General features: G+C 66.7%; 18 protein-coding genes. 7 read left to right on the top strand and 11 right to left on the bottom strand.

Annotation, left to right across the window (positions count from 1 at the left end; all coding sequences use genetic code 11):
• Positions 1-14: 14 nt before the first annotated feature.
• The 4 genes from AC4LGL_RS26265 to AC4LGL_RS26250 all read left to right on the top strand — a co-directional run bounded on the left by AC4LGL_RS26265 (position 15) and on the right by AC4LGL_RS26250 (position 3,001).
• The gene (locus AC4LGL_RS26265) at positions 15-1,226 is read left to right on the top strand and encodes an NAD(P)/FAD-dependent oxidoreductase (protein ID WP_491841308.1); all 1,212 of its coding nucleotides are present in this window, start codon (positions 15-17) and stop codon (positions 1,224-1,226) included.
• The gene (locus tag AC4LGL_RS26260; RefSeq protein WP_491841307.1) at positions 1,226-1,822 is read left to right on the top strand and encodes a rhodanese-like domain-containing protein; all 597 of its coding nucleotides are present in this window, start codon (positions 1,226-1,228) and stop codon (positions 1,820-1,822) included. Before AC4LGL_RS26265 ends, AC4LGL_RS26260 begins: the two co-directional genes overlap by 1 nt.
• Entirely contained in the window at positions 1,819-2,679 is an 861-nt protein-coding gene (locus tag AC4LGL_RS26255) for a sulfite exporter TauE/SafE family protein (protein WP_491841306.1), read from the top strand. Before AC4LGL_RS26260 ends, AC4LGL_RS26255 begins: the two co-directional genes overlap by 4 nt.
• Before the next feature lie 61 nt (positions 2,680-2,740).
• Positions 2,741-3,001 (top strand): metal-sensitive transcriptional regulator, encoded by a 261-nt coding sequence (locus AC4LGL_RS26250; protein ID WP_055115484.1) that lies wholly within the window; start codon positions 2,741-2,743, stop codon positions 2,999-3,001.
• An 18-nt stretch (positions 3,002-3,019) separates the two neighbouring features.
• Here the strand turns inward: AC4LGL_RS26250 and AC4LGL_RS26245 are convergent, their stop codons facing one another.
• From AC4LGL_RS26245 to AC4LGL_RS26220, 6 genes are all read right to left on the bottom strand, one after another.
• Complete coding sequence (locus AC4LGL_RS26245; RefSeq protein WP_491841305.1) at positions 3,020-4,069, bottom strand: sulfate/molybdate ABC transporter ATP-binding protein; 1,050 nt, start codon at positions 4,067-4,069, stop codon at positions 3,020-3,022.
• A gap of 22 nt (positions 4,070-4,091) precedes the next feature.
• Positions 4,092-4,913: a sulfate ABC transporter permease subunit CysW gene (gene cysW / locus AC4LGL_RS26240; protein ID WP_055115487.1), complete on the bottom strand. Its 822-nt coding sequence runs from the start codon at positions 4,911-4,913 to the stop codon at positions 4,092-4,094.
• The gene (gene cysT, locus AC4LGL_RS26235) at positions 4,910-5,788 is read right to left on the bottom strand and encodes a sulfate ABC transporter permease subunit CysT (RefSeq protein WP_055115489.1); all 879 of its coding nucleotides are present in this window, start codon (positions 5,786-5,788) and stop codon (positions 4,910-4,912) included. Before cysT ends, cysW begins: the two co-directional genes overlap by 4 nt.
• Entirely contained in the window at positions 5,785-6,828 is a 1,044-nt protein-coding gene (locus tag AC4LGL_RS26230) for a sulfate ABC transporter substrate-binding protein (protein WP_491841304.1), read from the bottom strand. Before AC4LGL_RS26230 ends, cysT begins: the two co-directional genes overlap by 4 nt.
• Before the next feature lie 130 nt (positions 6,829-6,958).
• Entirely contained in the window at positions 6,959-7,051 is a 93-nt protein-coding gene (locus tag AC4LGL_RS26225) for an Ms4533A family Cys-rich leader peptide (protein ID WP_350222992.1), read from the bottom strand.
• Between the two features lie 139 nt (positions 7,052-7,190).
• Complete coding sequence (locus AC4LGL_RS26220) at positions 7,191-7,394, bottom strand: hypothetical protein (RefSeq protein ID WP_491841303.1); 204 nt, start codon at positions 7,392-7,394, stop codon at positions 7,191-7,193.
• A 115-nt stretch (positions 7,395-7,509) separates the two neighbouring features.
• Here AC4LGL_RS26220 and AC4LGL_RS26215 point away from each other — a divergent pair, with 115 nt between their 5' ends.
• Positions 7,510-9,540 carry a glycoside hydrolase family 15 protein gene (locus AC4LGL_RS26215; protein ID WP_491841302.1) on the top strand — a complete coding sequence of 677 codons (2,031 nt, stop codon included), beginning with the start codon at positions 7,510-7,512 and terminating at the stop codon, positions 9,538-9,540.
• Positions 9,541-9,553: 13 nt separating this feature from the next.
• Here the strand turns inward: AC4LGL_RS26215 and AC4LGL_RS26210 are convergent, their stop codons facing one another.
• Positions 9,554-10,255, bottom strand: a complete 702-nt coding sequence (locus tag AC4LGL_RS26210) for a sensor domain-containing protein (protein ID WP_491841301.1) — start codon at positions 10,253-10,255, stop codon at positions 9,554-9,556.
• 94 nt (positions 10,256-10,349) lie between these two features.
• Between AC4LGL_RS26210 and AC4LGL_RS26205 the strand changes: the two genes are divergently transcribed.
• On the top strand, positions 10,350-10,628 hold the full coding sequence (locus AC4LGL_RS26205) for an ANTAR domain-containing protein (protein ID WP_491841300.1): 279 nt from the start codon (positions 10,350-10,352) through the stop codon (positions 10,626-10,628).
• Here AC4LGL_RS26205 and AC4LGL_RS26200 read toward each other — a convergent pair.
• The gene (locus AC4LGL_RS26200; RefSeq protein WP_491841299.1) at positions 10,615-11,169 is read right to left on the bottom strand and encodes a class I SAM-dependent methyltransferase; all 555 of its coding nucleotides are present in this window, start codon (positions 11,167-11,169) and stop codon (positions 10,615-10,617) included. The genes AC4LGL_RS26205 and AC4LGL_RS26200 overlap by 14 nt on opposite strands.
• A gap of 54 nt (positions 11,170-11,223) precedes the next feature.
• Between AC4LGL_RS26200 and AC4LGL_RS26195 the strand changes: the two genes are divergently transcribed.
• Positions 11,224-12,138, top strand: a complete 915-nt coding sequence (locus AC4LGL_RS26195; protein WP_491841298.1) for a zinc-binding dehydrogenase — start codon at positions 11,224-11,226, stop codon at positions 12,136-12,138.
• Positions 12,139-12,145: 7 nt separating this feature from the next.
• Here AC4LGL_RS26195 and AC4LGL_RS26190 read toward each other — a convergent pair whose 3' ends face one another.
• Genes AC4LGL_RS26190 through AC4LGL_RS26180 form a run of 3 tightly spaced genes read right to left on the bottom strand, consistent with a single transcriptional unit; the run spans position 12,146 to position 15,896 of the window.
• Positions 12,146-13,381 carry an acyl-CoA dehydrogenase family protein gene (locus AC4LGL_RS26190; protein ID WP_491841297.1) on the bottom strand — a complete coding sequence of 412 codons (1,236 nt, stop codon included), beginning with the start codon at positions 13,379-13,381 and terminating at the stop codon, positions 12,146-12,148.
• Positions 13,378-14,367 carry a GNAT family N-acetyltransferase gene (locus AC4LGL_RS26185; protein ID WP_491841296.1) on the bottom strand — a complete coding sequence of 330 codons (990 nt, stop codon included), beginning with the start codon at positions 14,365-14,367 and terminating at the stop codon, positions 13,378-13,380. The genes AC4LGL_RS26190 and AC4LGL_RS26185 overlap by 4 nt, the downstream gene beginning before the upstream one ends.
• On the bottom strand, positions 14,364-15,896 hold the full coding sequence (locus AC4LGL_RS26180; RefSeq protein ID WP_491841295.1) for an APC family permease: 1,533 nt from the start codon (positions 15,894-15,896) through the stop codon (positions 14,364-14,366). The genes AC4LGL_RS26185 and AC4LGL_RS26180 overlap by 4 nt, the downstream gene beginning before the upstream one ends.
• Positions 15,897-16,004: the final 108 nt, after the last annotated feature.

Genomic DNA, 16,004 nt, shown 5'->3' with positions numbered 1-16,004 from the left:
AAAACACAACAAGTATGTCCACCCCAGCCAAGCACGAGGTCCTGATCATCGGCGGCGGCACGGCCGGTATCACCGTGGCGGCGCGGTTGCTGCGCAAGCACTACAGCGACGTCGCGATCATCGAACCGTCCGACAAGCACTACTACCAGCCGTTGTGGACCCTGGTAGGCGGCGGCCAGGCGACGGCGGCCGAAACCGAGCGTGCCGAAGGCTCGGTCATGCCGCGCGGCGCCACCTGGATCAAGAGTGCGGTCACCGCCGTCGACCCGGATGCCAACACGGTCACGTGCGCCGACGGCAAGACCTACGGCTACGACGTTCTGGTCGTGGCGCCGGGTATCCAGCTCGATTGGGAACGCACCGAGGGCCTGACCGACACCCTCGGTAAGGACGGCGTGTCGTCGAACTACCTCTTCGACCTCGCGCCGCGCACGTGGGAGTTCATCCGCAACACCCGCTCCGGGACGGCGGTGTTCACCATGCCGTCGGGCCCGATCAAGTGCGCCGGTGCCCCGCAGAAGATCGCCTACCTGGCCTGCGACCACTGGCGGCGCCAGGGTGTGCTCGACAACATCGACGTGCACCTGGTGGTCCCGACCCCGCGGATCTTCGGCATCCCCGCGATCGCCGACAATCTGGACAAGGTCATCGCCGACTACGGCATCACCCTGCACACAGGAAGTGAAGTGCGGTCCATCGATTCGGCGGCCCGCAAGGTGACGATGACCAACCTCGCAGAGGGAATCGAAACCACGCTGCCCTACGACGTGCTGCACGCGGTCCCCCACCAGTCGGCGCCGGACTGGATCAAGTCCAGCCCGCTGTCCACGAGCCATGTCGGTGGGGACGCCAACGGTTACGTCGATATCGACAAGCACACCATGCAGCACGTGCGCTACCCGAACGTGTTCGCACTCGGCGACGCGGGATCGTCACCGAACTCGAAAACCGGTGCGGCCATTCGCAAGCAGGCGCCCGTGGTGGTCGAGAACATCGGTGCGGTGCTGAGCGGGCGCCCGCTCACCGGGGCCTACGACGGTTACGCGTCCTGCCCCATCGTCACGTCCGCACACGACATGCTGCTGGCCGAGTTCGACTACGACTTCGCGCTGAAACCCTCCTTCCCCCTGCTCGATCCGGTCAAGCCGCACCGGCCGTACTGGTTGCTGAAGAAGTACGGGCTGCCCGCCCTGTACTGGAACCTGATGTTGAAAGGTCTTGCCTGATGTCCACCTCGTCGATCATCGACGCCACCGAACTCAACGAGCTCAAGCAGGCCGGTCCCGGCCCGCGGCTCATCGACGTCCGGACGCCCGCCGAGTTCGAAACCGCCCATATCCCTGGCGCTTACAACGTTCCACTGGACCTGCTGCAGGAACATCGCGACGAGATCGCCCAGCACCTCGACGAGAACGTCGTGCTGATCTGTCGCTCCGGGCAACGGGCAGGCACCGCCGGGCAGACCCTGCGCGACGCCGGCCTGCCGAACGTCTCGATCCTCGACGGCGGTATGACCGCCTGGCAGACACAGGGATTCGGGGTGCGTCGTGGCACCCAACGATGGGATCTGGAACGTCAGGTTCGCCTGGTTGCGGGGTCGATCGTGCTGAGCAGCGTGCTGGGCAGCATCGCGGCCCCCAAGCTGAAATGGCTCGCCGCGGGGATCGGCGCCGGATTGACGACGGCGGCGCTGACGAACACCTGCGCCATGGGCATGATGCTGGCGAAGCTCCCGTACAACCGGGGCGCGTCCTGTGATGCCGACAGTGTCGTCGCGCAGTTGATCGGCTCCAAGCAGGCACATTCGGGCGCATTGGCATGATCGCCCTCGCTGTCGCGCTGGCCGTCCTCGTCGGGGTGTCCCTGGGACTCCTCGGCGGAGGTGGCTCGATCCTGACCGTTCCGCTGCTGGCATACGTGGCCGGCATGGAGGCCAAGCAGGCGATCGCCACCTCGCTGCTGGTCGTCGGGGTGACCAGCGCGGTCAGCGCCCTGTCTCATGCGCGCGCCGGTCGGGTGCAGTGGCGCAGCGGCCTGATGTTCGGCGCGGCCGGCATGGTCGGCGCGTACCTGGGTGGACTGCTGAGCTATGTCGTGCCGGGAACGGTACTGCTGACCGCCTTCACGGTGGTGATGATCGCTACGGGTATCGCAATGATCAAGGGCCGCAAGACGTGCGAACCGACGACGCGGACGATGCCGGTCGCCAAGGTCCTCTCGATGGGTCTGGGAGTCGGGGTGGTGACCGGAGCCGTCGGCGCCGGTGGCGGATTCCTCGTGGTGCCCGCCCTGGCACTGCTGGGCGGTCTACCCATGCCCGTGGCGGTGGGAACCTCCCTGCTGGTGATCACCATGAACTCGGCGGCAGGTCTGGCCGGACATCTGAGCACAGTGCCGATCGACTGGACGATCGCCGGCGCGGTCACCGCGGCGGCGGTGCTGGGCAGTCTGCTGGGCACCCGACTCACCGCGCACGTGGATCCCGACGCGGTACGCCGGGCCTTCGGCTGGTTCGTGTTGCTCATGGCATCGCTGATCCTGGGCCAGGAGATCCACCCCGCCATCGGGCTCACCGCGGCAGGCCTCACCGCACTGGCCGGCCTCGGCAACCTCAGCTGCGCGCGGCTCGGATGGTGTCCGATGCGGTGGCTTTTCGGCCCACCTGCAGCGACAACATGACCACACGCACATACCCCCGAGGGTATGATGAAAGCAAGAAACCCAACGTTAAGGGGACAACATGATCTGCGACGAGGAATCGATCGCCGCCATCCTCAACCGGTTGCGCCGCGCACAGGGACAGCTCTCCGGCGTCATCGCCATGATCGAGCAGGGGCGCGACTGCAAGGATGTCGTCACCCAGCTCGCCGCGGTGTCCCGGGCACTCGACCGGGCCGGATTCAAGATCGTGGCAACCGGTCTGCGTGAATGCATCACCGGCGAGAGCGACGAACCGATGGACGTCGCCGAGTTGGAGAAGTTGTTCCTGACCCTGGCCTGACGGGGTGACGCTGACCGCCTAGCTGACGGTCAGCGCCTCATCCTCGTCACTCGCCGGAACCTGCAGTCCCCCGGCGATCTGCGGAACCCGAGTGGCCCGCACATAGACCGTGTCACCCTCCCGCAACCCGAGCGCCTCGGCGTCGCCGCGGGTGATCTGTGCCGTGAACGGCACATGGGTTGCGGCACCGGTCAGCTCGACCCGCACCTCGAAGCCCAGCATCACGATCCGGTCGATGGTGGCGCGCAGCACCCCGGTGGCCTCGGCCGTACCGTCGCCGGCAGCAACGGCCAGCTCCGGGTTGCGTCCCACCCGAATGTCGTGCGGACGCACCAGGATTCCGTTGAGCTCGGAGACGGCACCGAGGAACGACATCACGAACGCGTTGGCCGGCTCGTCATATACCTCAGTTGGCGACCCCACCTGTTCGATCCGGCCCTTGTTGAGCACCGCGATCCGGTCCGCCACATCCAGCGCCTCGGCCTGGTCGTGCGTCACCAGCACCGTGGTGACATGCACCTCGTCGTGCAGCCGGCGCAGCCAGGTGCGCAGATCGTCACGCACCTTGGCGTCCAGCGCCCCGAACGGTTCGTCGAGCAACAGCACCTGCGGATCCACCGCCAACGCCCTGGCCAGTGCCATGCGCTGACGCTGACCACCGGAGAGCTGGTTGGGATAGCGGGTCTGAAAACCGGCCAGCCCCACCACTTCCAGCAGGTTGTCGACCTTCTCCTTCACCTCGGCCTTGGGGCGCTTACGGATCTTGAGGCCGAATGCCACATTGTCGCGGACCGTCAGGTGTTTGAACGCCGCATAGTGCTGAAACACGAATCCGATATCGCGGCGCTGCGGCGGAATCCCGGTCACATCGCGGCCGTTGATGGTGATGGTCCCGCTGTCGGGCTGATCCAGGCCCGCAATGGCGCGCAACAGGGTGGACTTTCCCGAGCCACTGGGGCCCAGCAGCGCGGTCAACGACCCTGACGGCACCTCGAAGTCGATGTTGTCGAGCGCCGCAAAATCGCCGTAATGCTTGTTGGCACCCCGAACCACGATCGCGTCGGTCATAGTTCTTGTCTCCTTCTCAGGCCTACTGCGCGGCCTTGATTCGGCGCCGGTCGAGGATCACCTGGACAACCAGGACGATCACGGCCACCGCCATGAGCAAAGTCGAGATGGCGTACGCCCCGTACACCGAATCGGCGGTGCCGCGGTTGTAGCGGTCGGCCACCAGCAGGGTCAGCGTCTGGGAGGTACCCGGCAGGTTCGAGGACACCATGATCACCGCACCGAACTCCCCCAGCGTGCGGGCGATGGTCAACACGATGCCGTAGGTCAGGCCCCACCGGATGGACGGCAGAGTGATCCGCCAGAACGTCTGCCACCAGGTCGATCCCAGTGTCGCGGCGGCTTCCTCCTGGTCGGTACCGATCTCGTGCAACACCGGTTCGACCTCACGGATCACGAACGGCACCGTGACGAAGATGCTGGCCAGCACGATGCCGGGGATTCCGAAGATGATCTTGAGACCGAGGTCGTTCTCGACGAAGCCCAGCAGCCCCGCAGAACCCCACAGCAGGATCAGCGCGACACCGACGACCACCGGTGACACTGCGAACGGCAGGTCGATGACCGCCTGCAGGGCGCTCTTGCCGCGGAATCGGTTGCGCGCCAACACCAGGGCGGTGGGAACACCGAACAACACGTTCAGCGGCACCACGATGGCCACCACCAACAGCGACAGGTTCAGCGCCGAGATGGCCGCGGGTGTACCCACCGACGCGAAGAACGCACCGACGCCCGGACCGAAGGTCCGCCACAGGATCAACCCGACTGGGACCACCACCAGCACCGTCACGTAGGCCAGCGCCAGAAAGCGCAGCAGGTAGCGCACCGACGGTGAGAGCGTCATGCCGAAAGCTCCTCACGTTTGGCGGCACGCGAGCCCACCGCCCGCAACACGAAAAGCACCAGGAACGAGATCACCAGCAGCACAATGGAGATCGCCGCGGCGCCCGTGCGATCGTCGTTCTCGATCAGGGTCCGGATCCACTGCGACGACACCTCGGTCTCACCGGGGACGGCGCCACCGATGAGCACCACCGAACCGAATTCACCGATGGCCCGCGAGAACGCCAGACCGGCCCCGGACAGCAGGGCGGGGAGCAACGCCGGCAGGATCACCTTGACGAAGATGACCCGATTGCTGGCGCCCAACGAGGCGGCCGCCTCCTCGGTCTCCTGGTCGAGCTCGAGCAACACCGGCTGCACCGAGCGCACCACGAACGGCAGCGTGACGAACAGCAGGGCGATGCCCACACCCCATTTGGTGTGCTGCAGGTGCAACCCGACCGGGCTGGCCGGACCGTACAGCGCCAGCATCACCAGGCTCGCCACGATCGTCGGCAGGGCGAAGGGCAGGTCGATCACCGAGTCGACCAGCCGTTTACCGGGGAAGTCGTCGCGGGTGAGCACCCACGCCACCACCAGGCCGAAGAAGATGTTGACCACCGTCACGCCGGCCGAGATGGTCAGTGTCACCCGAAACGATTCCAGGGCTGCGTTGGAAGTGACCGCCACCCAGAAGGCATTCCACCCACCGCCGGCCGCCTGCCACAGGATCGCCGCCAACGGCAGCAACACGATGACGCTCAACCAGATCGAGGCCGCCCCCACGCGCAGCGAGGTGCTGCCGTAGCGGCCGGGCCGCGCGCCGGGGGTGGAATCCCCCGGCGCGGGCACAGCCGAACCAGGCTCGGCTGCATCGGTCTGCGTTACTGATGTCATCCAGTCGCCTGCTTGTAGATCTTGGTGATCGAGCCGTTGTCCTTGTCGAACAACGCGGGGTCGACCTCTTTCCATCCGCCGAGATCGGCGACCGTCCACAGCTTCTCCGGCGTCGGGAAGTCCTTGGTGAAGTCCGCCGCCACCGCCGGGTCGACGGGACGGAATCCGGCCTCGGCCCACAGCTTCTGCCCCTCGGCGGTGAACAGGAAGTTCTGCAGCGCCTTGGCCTTGTCGGCGTGGGCACTGGTCTTGACGACCGCCACCGGGTTCTCGATCTTGAAGGTCTGCGGCGGGTTCACGTGCTCGACGTCCTTGCCCTGCCGCTCGACGTTGATCGCCTCGTTCTCGTAGCTGATCAGCACGTCCCCGGTGCCCTGCAGGAACACATCGGTGGCCTCACGGCCCGAGCCCGGTCGGGTCTTGACGTGCTCGGTAACCAGCTTGTTCACGAAGTCGAGACCGGCTGCGGAGTCTTTGCCGCCGTTGCTCTTCGCCGCATAGGGCGCCAGCAGGTTCCACTTGGCCGAACCCGAGCTCAGCGGACTCGGGGTGACGACCTCGAGCCCGGGCTGCAGCAGGTCATCCCAGTCCTTGATGCCCTTGGGGTTACCCTTGCGCACCACCAATGACACCACAGAACCGAACGGGACGCCCTTCGTATTGCCTGCGCTCCAGTCGTCGGCCACCTTGTCGGCCTTGACCAACCGGGTCACGTCGGGTTCGACCGAGAAGTTCACGATGTCGGCCGGCTTGCCGTCGGCCACGGCGCGGGACTGGTCACCTGAGGCGCCGTAGGACGTCCGCACCGCAACGCCCTTGCCTTCCTCACTGGCGGCGAAGGCCGGGATGATCTTGCTCCAGCCCGGCTCGGGCACGGCGTAGGCGACGAGCGTCAGCGTGGTGTCGGCGCCCGCGGCGCCTTGGTCACCGCCAGCGACGTCACTGGCGCCGCCACTGCAGCCGACCGCCAGCACGCCGGTGGCGGCCAGGACGGTGGCAGTACGCCAGAACTTACTGAGATTGGGCTTGTTAACGGGCACTGAGGACCTTTCTTGCGGACAGCGGACATTGCGAGGTCCGTCATGCGGAAAGGCGAGGGAGGCGAGGAGGCAAGAGAACAGCATCCGGGCGCAGAACCGCCACCGACACCAAACCGCGGACGGGTTGGAGTCAGCGACAACAGGCGACGTCTGCAACAGCGCACGAACCCACGGCAATGAGAGCCAAGACATGGCTCTCAGTCTTGCCGGACGCTGAATGCATGGCGCGAAGAATAACAGAATTCCGCCGTCGCGCCCGTCGAGCGATAGGCGTCCCCGCTAGCGGGTCAGCAACCACATCACGATGACCAGGACAACCAGCAGAATCAAGATCAACGTGACACGTGAGCGCGGCATACCGTTCACTCCGATTCCACCTCGTCCGCCGGGGCGTGGCGCAGCCGGCGCAACCCGATACTTCCCCAGCCCAGCGCGCCGTCGAGCACCACCGCGATGCCATAGGCCAACGCCAGCACCACCGGCATCACCACCGCGGTCTGCACGACGAACGGCAGCCCGGTCAGCCACAGTTCGACGCCGTCCCACCAGTTCAGGATTGCCGCCATGGGGCAAGCGTAGGCGATCGCCCACAGCACCCCGTCTTCATCCCGTCGCACCCGTAACGTTCGACACGCGTGTCTTGGGTAGACGGCACCCGTATCCACCCACGATGATGTGCGGATGGTTCTGCAACACACCGAGCCCACGGATGTCGTCGCGGCACTCGACAAGACCCCTGATACCTCGAAGACCCCCGAGGCGCCGCTCACGGCGACGGCGCCCGTGCCGTACTCGTCGGGCGCGTCGCTACGGAACCCTTTCCCGCCGATCGCCGACTACGGCTTCCTGTCCGACTGCGAGAACACCTGCCTGATCTCCTCGGCCGGGTCCGTGGAATGGCTGTGTGTCCCCCGGCCCGACTCTCCGAGCGTGTTCGGCGCGATCCTGGATCGCAATGCGGGCCACTTCCGGCTCGGCCCCTACGGGGTGACCGTTCCCTCAGCGCGGCGCTACCTGCCGGGCAGCTTGATCCTGGAGACGACCTGGCAGACCCACACCGGTTGGCTGATCGTGCGCGACGCCCTGGTGATGGGTCCGTGGCACGACATCGACACCCGGTCACGCACGCACCGGCGCACCCCCATGGACTGGGACGCCGAGCACATCCTGCTACGCACGGTCCGCTGCGTCAGCGGCACCGTCGAACTGGTGATGAACTGCGAACCGGCCTTCGACTACCACCGTGTCAGCGCCTCGTGGGAGTACTCCGGCCCGGCCTACGGCGAAGCCATCGCACGCGCCAGCCGCAACCCGGACTCGCACCCAACGATGCGGCTCACCACCAACCTTCGGATCGGTATCGAGGGCCGGGAGGCGCGCGCCCGCACCCGGCTCACCGAGGGCGACAACGTGTTCGTCGCACTGAGCTGGTCCAAACATCCCGCCCCGCAGACCTTCGAAGAGGCCTCGGACAAGATGTGGAAGACCAGTGAGTCGTGGCGGCAGTGGATCAACATCGGCGACTTCCCCGACCACCCGTGGCGGTCATACCTGCAGCGCAGCGCGCTGACGCTGAAGGGCCTGACCTACTCGCCGACCGGCGCCCTGCTGGCCGCCCCCACCACATCCCTGCCGGAAACTCCTCAGGGAGAACGTAACTGGGACTACCGCTACTCGTGGATCCGGGACTCCACGTTCGCACTGTGGGGTCTGTACACCCTCGGGCTGGACCGGGAAGCCGACGATTTCTTCTCGTTCATCGCCGACGTGTCCGGTGCCAACAACGGCGAACGCCACCCGCTGCAGGTGATGTACGGCGTCGGCGGTGAGCGCAGTCTGGTCGAAGAAGAACTCCATCACCTTTCGGGCTATGACAACGCCCGGCCGGTGCGGATCGGCAACGGGGCCTACAACCAGATGCAGCACGACATCTGGGGCACCATGCTCGATTCGGTGTACCTGCACGCCAAGTCGCGCGAACAGATTCCCGAGGCGCTGTGGCCGGTGCTGAAGAACCAGGTCGAGGAAGCCATCAAGCACTGGAAGGAGCCCGACCGGGGCATCTGGGAGGTGCGCGGCGAGCCGCAGCACTTCACCTCCAGCAAGATCATGTGTTGGGTGGCGCTGGACCGCGGTTCGAAGCTGGCCGAGCTGCAGGGCGAGAAGAGCTACGCGCAGCAGTGGCGCGCGATCGCCGAGGAGATCAAGGCCGACGTCCTGGCCCGCGGCGTGGACGCCCGCGGTGTGCTGACCCAGCGCTACAACGACGACGCGCTGGACGCCTCGCTGCTGCTGGCGGTGTTGACGCGGTTCCTGCCGTCGGACGATCCGCGGGTCCGGGCCACGGTGCTGGCGATCGCCGACGAACTCACCGAGGACGGCCTGGTGCTGCGCTACCGGGTCGAGGAGACCGACGACGGGCTGTCCGGCGAAGAGGGCACGTTCACCATCTGCTCGTTCTGGCTGGTGTCGGCGCTCGTCGAGATCGGCGAGGTGAGCCGGGCCAAGCATCTGCTCGAGCGGTTGCTGTCGTTCGCCAGCCCGTTGCACCTGTACGCCGAGGAGATCGAGCCGCGGACCGGCCGCCACCTGGGCAACTTCCCGCAGGCATTCACTCACCTGGCCCTGATCAACGCCGTGGTGCACGTCATCCGCGCCGAGGAGGAGTCCGACAGTTCCGGGGTCTTCCAGCCCGCCAACGCGCCGATGTAGGGCCTAGCACCGGCTATTGGGCCGCCGCCTTGTCTGCCATGTGCAGTGCCAGGGCAGCGGCCTGGCTGCCACCGATCCCCACCCCACACGCCCAGGTTTCGAGGACGACATTGGCGGCCACCGCCAGCGCGTGATCGCACGGCCACTCGGTCTGTTGCTGTTCGGTCGAGAACTGAGTGAACAGGGATCTATCGGCGACGACATCGTCGATGTCCCAGTGCGTCGCCGCATCTCCGGTACCGATGGAGATCGTGCGTCCGGCACATTCCTGCCACGATTGCCGCGACGAGTCGAAGAATCGGCGAGCCTCATCGCCCGACGGATACAGCACCACCGTCTGTTCCACGCTCTGTCTGGAATCCGGTGTGGTCAGCACCTGATCACGCACCGCGGTCCATCCTGAATCCGCGTATACCGCCTCCTGGGCCCCGAAAACCGCTGCGCGGCAATCTTCCTCAGACAATTTGTTGCGGTTGACGTTCATCGTGTCGCTGATGTCGCGGGTTTTCATCGGTTCCAGGCCCGTCACACCGATGATCTCGTCCGCCTCCTCGGGCGACATCAGGACATCCTCGAGTCCGGACTCGGTGAGCGGCTCGTCGACCACCGAGACGGAGTCCTGCGCTCGCACGGCATTACCGTTGACCATCTGCGCGCATCCCGCCGTCAGCAATGCCACGGTGGCCAGAACTACCATCACGGTGCGGTGGGACATATGGCTATTGTCGCCGACCGGCCACATCTCGCCGGACACAATCAGCGTGCGCGGATCTCTGGATCCGGGGTGGGCGGCCCGGCACCATCAGGTCATGAGCTACAACCGCCTCCGTGCAGACGACACTTCACGCATCAAGATCGACGTGGCGATCGGTGTTCTGGTCGCCCTGCGCGGTTGCGCGCCCGATCAGGCCTTCGCCGAACTGGTGCGGGTGGTCCAGCGCACCGGTATCGGAATCGGCAGCATCGCAAGGGCATTGGTCGACCTCGCTGGCGGCACTTCAGGCACCACGGCTGAATATGCCGAGGCGTTCAACGCCTGGGGTGAGCTGCTGGCCCAGGCCCGGCGGGTTCCCGTCAACGCGCAGTAACGGGTGCCCGGGCCACCAGCCAGGCCTGGCCGTCTCCCTCGGCCGCGCCGAGCCTCTCGAGACCGGCAAAGGCCGCCTCGAGTTCACCCGCCGCGGCCCGGAATCGGCCCGCCTCCGCGCCGACCTCACTGAGCACACAGATCGCGAGAAGGCCGCCCGGCCGTAGGCGGGCCGCCAGGGCCGGGTACAGCCCGGGGTCGCGGAAGCGGTGACACAGCACCACGTCGACCTGAGGCCCGGAGGGTAGGCCGCCGTCGAGGTCGACGACATCGAATCGGCAGCGATCAGCCACTCCGTAATGTGCGGCGGTCGCCGTCGCCTGGGTGATCGCCACGGCAGAGACGTCGATGCCGTAAACGGTCAGCCCGCGCTGAGCCAGCCACACCGCGGCCCGGCCGGTTCCGCACGCGATGTCCAGGGCCGACCCGGACGCGGGAAACTGATCGGCGTGGCCGCTGAACACTTCGGGTAGCGCCGGCGCCCGGTCGGGCTCCCGGTCGGCATAGGCCGCGTCCCAGCGGATGCGGTCCTTCTGGCTCACGTGCGCCACCCTATGGGAGGGAATAGCGCCAAACCGTTCGGGGTTAGCCCCTTCATGCGAGCCCTCGTCTACGACCCGCAAGCTCCTGCAAACCTCCGGTTCGACGAGGTGGCCGAACCTTCGGTCGCCGACTCTCAGGCGCTGATCGACGTGCATGCGATCGCGCTGAACTTCGGCGAGGTGCACTTCATCGATCAGATGCGCCGTCCCGGCGAAGTGCCGGGGTGGGACAGCGCGGGGATCGTGGCCAGGGCCGCGGCCGACGGGACCGGACCGGCTGTCGGGACGCGTGTGGTGGGCTTCAGCGGAGCGGCCGGCTGGGCCGAGCGCCGCGCGGTCTCCACCGAGAATCTCGCCGAGCTTCCCGAATTCGTGGAATTCGAGGAGGGTGCGGCCCTTCCGGTGGCCGGCGTGACGGCCCTGCAGGCGCTGCGTGCCCTCGGCCCGGTGGTGGGCCGCCGGGTCCTCATCACCGGTGCGTCCGGAGGCGTCGGCCGATTCGCGGTGCAGCTGGCCGCACGGGCCGGGGCGCACGTGATCGCCGCGGTCGGCAGTGCGCGACGCGGTGACGGCCTGGAGGAACTGGGCGCGGCCGAGGTCGTGGTGGGGCTCGACGGCTTGACCGAGCCGGTGTTCGGCGTCCTCGACAACGTCGGCGGAAAGCTCTTGGCTCAGGCCTTCAGCCTGGTGTCCGACGGCGGGTCGGTGCAGTCCATCGGGATGGCATCCAACGAACCGACCACCATCGACTTCGAGGCCGAGCGTCGCCTCGGCAACCGGAAACGGTTGGAGCCGTTCACCGTTCGGGCACCGTTCCAAGCTGATCTGGACTATCTGCTGACGTTGGTGGCCGACGGCGAGCTCGACCCGCAGATCGGTCTTCGCGACACGTGGGGCAACATCGCCGCCGCCGCACAGGCCCTGCTCGACCGCAAGGTCGCGGGCAAGGCGGTGCTGCAGGTCGACTGACGACGCCTCAGTTGCCCTGGCCGCCGCGGCCGCGGCTGACCAGATCGGCGACCGGGTCCTTGCCGTTGACGAACCAGTCCCCCAGGATGCGCGCCTTGTAGACCACGGGATTGTGGGACGCCAATGTGCGGGCGTTGCGCCAATGCCGGTCCAGGCCAAGCTCTTCGGACACGCCGGAGGCCCCGAGTGCATCGAACACCTTGGTGGTGGACCGCAGCGCCGATCCGATGATCACCAGTTGTGCCTGTGCGACGGCAACCTCGGCGTCGATCAGCAGCTCGCGGGCATGGTCGTCGCTGCCGGCCAGCCGGCCCGCAACGATCCGGTCGAGGGTGCGCGCACTCAACCCCAGTGCCGCCTCGGCACCGAACGCCTCGGCCGAGATCTCCCCGATCACCTGCAACAGTTGCGCGTCTTCAGCTGGCACCTCGGCAAGGCCTTGCGGATAGTTGCGGGTGCGCCGCCGTAGCGCAGCCGTCCCATCACGGTGCACCGCCCGGGTGATTCCGGTCAACACGGCGAGCATCGCGATCTGATAGAAGTGGGCCTGGTAGCTGAACCGCTCGGCCGCGGGGAACACATTGCCCGGTTCGGCGCGGGCCCCGTCGTACCGCGCCGAACCGCTGGCGGTGGTGCGCTGCCCGAACCCCCGCCAGTCGTCGACCAGCGTCACCCCCGGATCCTCGGCACGCACCAGCGCGGTCCACAGCTCGCCGTTGTCGCCGCGGCCGAGTACATCCAGCCAATCGGCGTAAAGGCTGCCTGTCGCATAGTATTTCGCGCCCGAGACCAGCCAGTGGTCGCCCTGCGTGGTGACCGTGGTGGTCAGGTTGGCCAGCGTGACATTGTTGGCCTCGGTCCAGCCGCCGCCGACGAACTCCCCCGCCAGGAAACGCTTGATCCAGGTGTTGTTGTCCTCGGTCACCGGGGCGTTGAGCCGGTCCTCGACGAAGGCCAGGTGGTTGCGCCAGATGTGGGCGACGTTGGCATCGGCCTCCCCCAGTTCCGCCAGCAACAGGAAGGTCTGCTCCAGCGAGGCACCGAAACCGCCTTGCTCCGCGGGGATCCGCAAGGTGCCGAACCCGGCGTCGACGAGCCACCGCACCTGCTCATGCGGGAACGTCCGATCGCGTTCACGCGCCACGTTGCCTTCCGCGATCCGGTCGAAGATCGGCCGGAACACCGACTGCAACTCGGCGTCGTATCCGGACGGCCGCTTCAGATAGATGCCTGCCCTGCTCATCGGATGCTCCCGTCGTGATCGATGCGGTATGCGTACTGGTCCCGGACCGCCAGGTACCCCAAGCGGCGGTACAGCTCGTGGGCCTTGCTGGCGTTGTCGATGTCGGTACCCAGCGACGCGACCGTGAACCCGCGCCGCAATGCGGCCAGCCAGATCTTGCGCAACAACAGTTCCCCGGTCCCGCGTGTTCTCAGGTCGCGGCGTACCCCGATGTAATCGGTGTGCGCACTGCGTTCTTCGTCGGCTCCGGTGCCCACCGTGTAGGTCGATCCCAGCACGTAGCCGACCACCACGCCGTCGTCGTTGACCGCGGCGATGCTGAAGTCCGGATTGAACGCCCGGCTGCGCAGGTGATGTTCCCAGCGCTGCGGGGTTTTCGACATGTTCCCGAAATGCTCGCTGAACGTGTCGAACTGCAATTGCCGCACCTGCTCGGTGAATCCGCCCGAGGTCACCTCGGGCCAGGACAGGATCGTCAGGCCGTCGATGTGCGCGGCGGACAGCGCGGCGGGATCCTCACCGAGCAACGGCTTTCTGGTCGCGACGAACTGCCGCTCCTGACGAGCGCCGCGTCGCACCAGCGCCTCGATCGCCGCCGGCTGATCAGCGCCGATATACACCCTTAGATATGCGCCACGGGTAGCGACCCGGTGGAACCGATCGACGCTGTCGTCGACGATCGCACCGACCGGCACTTGGCCCACCGTCGGGCTGAACACGAAGTCTCCCAACACTTCCGGTTCAGCCCCGTCCGGCTGGTACAGCGCCGCGTACCCGAGCACGTCGGCCGAGTCACTACGCAGGACCACTGCCGACCCCGGGAACACGCCGGCGAGCTGCTCGGCGACGTCGCGCGAATCGGCGGCGAACTTCCGTCCCCGCAGGCCCGGCGTGGTGGCGAGGAAATCCGCGATCAGTGGATAGTCGTGGGCGGTGACCGGTTCCACGGTCCAGCCGGTGGCCAAAGCCTGGTCGGTGAGCGTCATTTCCGGTCCTCATCGATCAGTGTCGCGTGCGACTGCTGAAGCACCTCGCCGATTCCTTCGGCGGCCAGCCGCTGTTGCTCGTCCTCGGACAGGGTCTGGATGCTGCCGATCCGGTTGGCCACCTCGGGCCTGGTCCGCCTGAGGTACCAGTACCAGGACAGTCCGGCCAGCAGGATGGCCCCGAACACGAAAGGCAGGATGTTGAACGGGAACTCGGGTACCGGATAGAAGTTGCTGACGATCACATATCCCAGACCGATGGTGGCCGCGACCGCGACGGCGAGCCGTGCCGGGGTCAGAGCGCCGATCTTGCGCAGCCAGATCGGCGTCGCGATGACCACCAGCAGGTAGCTCACCAGGAAGCCCCAGTTGGCCACATAGCCGCCGTAGACGTCGAATACCAGCCGGCCCGCGGAGCTGAAGGTGGCCGTGGTCGAGAACGCGAGGGCCAGGATCCCGACGAACACCACACCCGCCCACGGTGTCTTGTAGCTCGGGTGCACTTTGGTGAACACCTTGGGCAGCGCGCCTTCGTGCGCGAACGTGAACAGCGATCGGGACGCCGCCGTGGTGACCGCGGTGACGAACACGATGAACGCGATCGCGACGGCGCCGCTGACGATCTGGTTCACCCATTCCACCCCTACGCTGGACGCCAGTTGCGGCAGCACCGCTTTGTCACCGTCGATCTCACCGAAGTGCAGGATCTGCGGGTAGGTCGCGAAGATGTAGAGCGCACCGATCAGGAGCACCACGCGGAGCAGAGACCGGGCAATGTTGCGGTGCGCGTCCTTGGCCTCGGCCCCGAGCGAGGCGACGCTCTCGAAACCGGCGTAGGAACCCACCGCGGTGACCGCCGCGATGAAGGTCGCGCTGGACCCGAGATGCTGAGGATTCCACTGCTCCCAGTCGATGTGGAATCCGTAGCCGACGTAGGAGGCCACGATGATCACCAGGATCGACGCGATGGCCAGCAGTTCGAAGGCCAGTTCGTACTTGGCGGCCAGCGACACCCCGCGATACGGAAGGTACACCGCCACGCCGACCACCACGATTACCAGTAGCAGCCGGAACCAGACCGCTTGCGAGCCAAGGCCGATCGACTCCAGGAACGCATCGAGGTAGAGCACCCCGCCGAGGGTGCCGGTGGTGGCGAAACCGATGTAGCCGAACAGCAGGCTGAACCCGGCCGCGAAGGCGAAACCAGGGCCCAGACCGTTACCCGTGTAGGTTCCCAGCGAGCCCGAAGACACCGTGCGCTTGGCCTGAAAACTGATCGTGATGGCCACCAGCACCACGATGGACAGGCCGATCACGGCGGCCCATGCCGCACCTTTGCCTGCCGCCACGAACAGCGAGAACGGTACGACGGCCAGGGCCACGCTGGGGGCGGCGGCTGCCAGACCCTGGGCGAACACGCCCCAGGGGCCCAGCGCCCCGGATTCCAGTCCGGTCGATTCGGCCGCGATCAGGGTGCGGCCTGCGGCATCCGCCGTCGGGTGCGCCTTCGGGTCGTCTGTAGTAGTCACGGCTAAGTCCCTTTCTGACCGCGACGCCTCCCGTCCGTGAACCGGTACGGGTGGTTGAGATGTCGGTATGTGTTGCCACACTGCCGCAATCGGATTCGCGTCGTCAGC

This window comes from Mycolicibacterium arcueilense (assembly GCF_058536225.1).
Note: the sequence above shows the minus strand (reverse complement) of the source record. Positions and strands in the feature narration are given on the sequence as shown.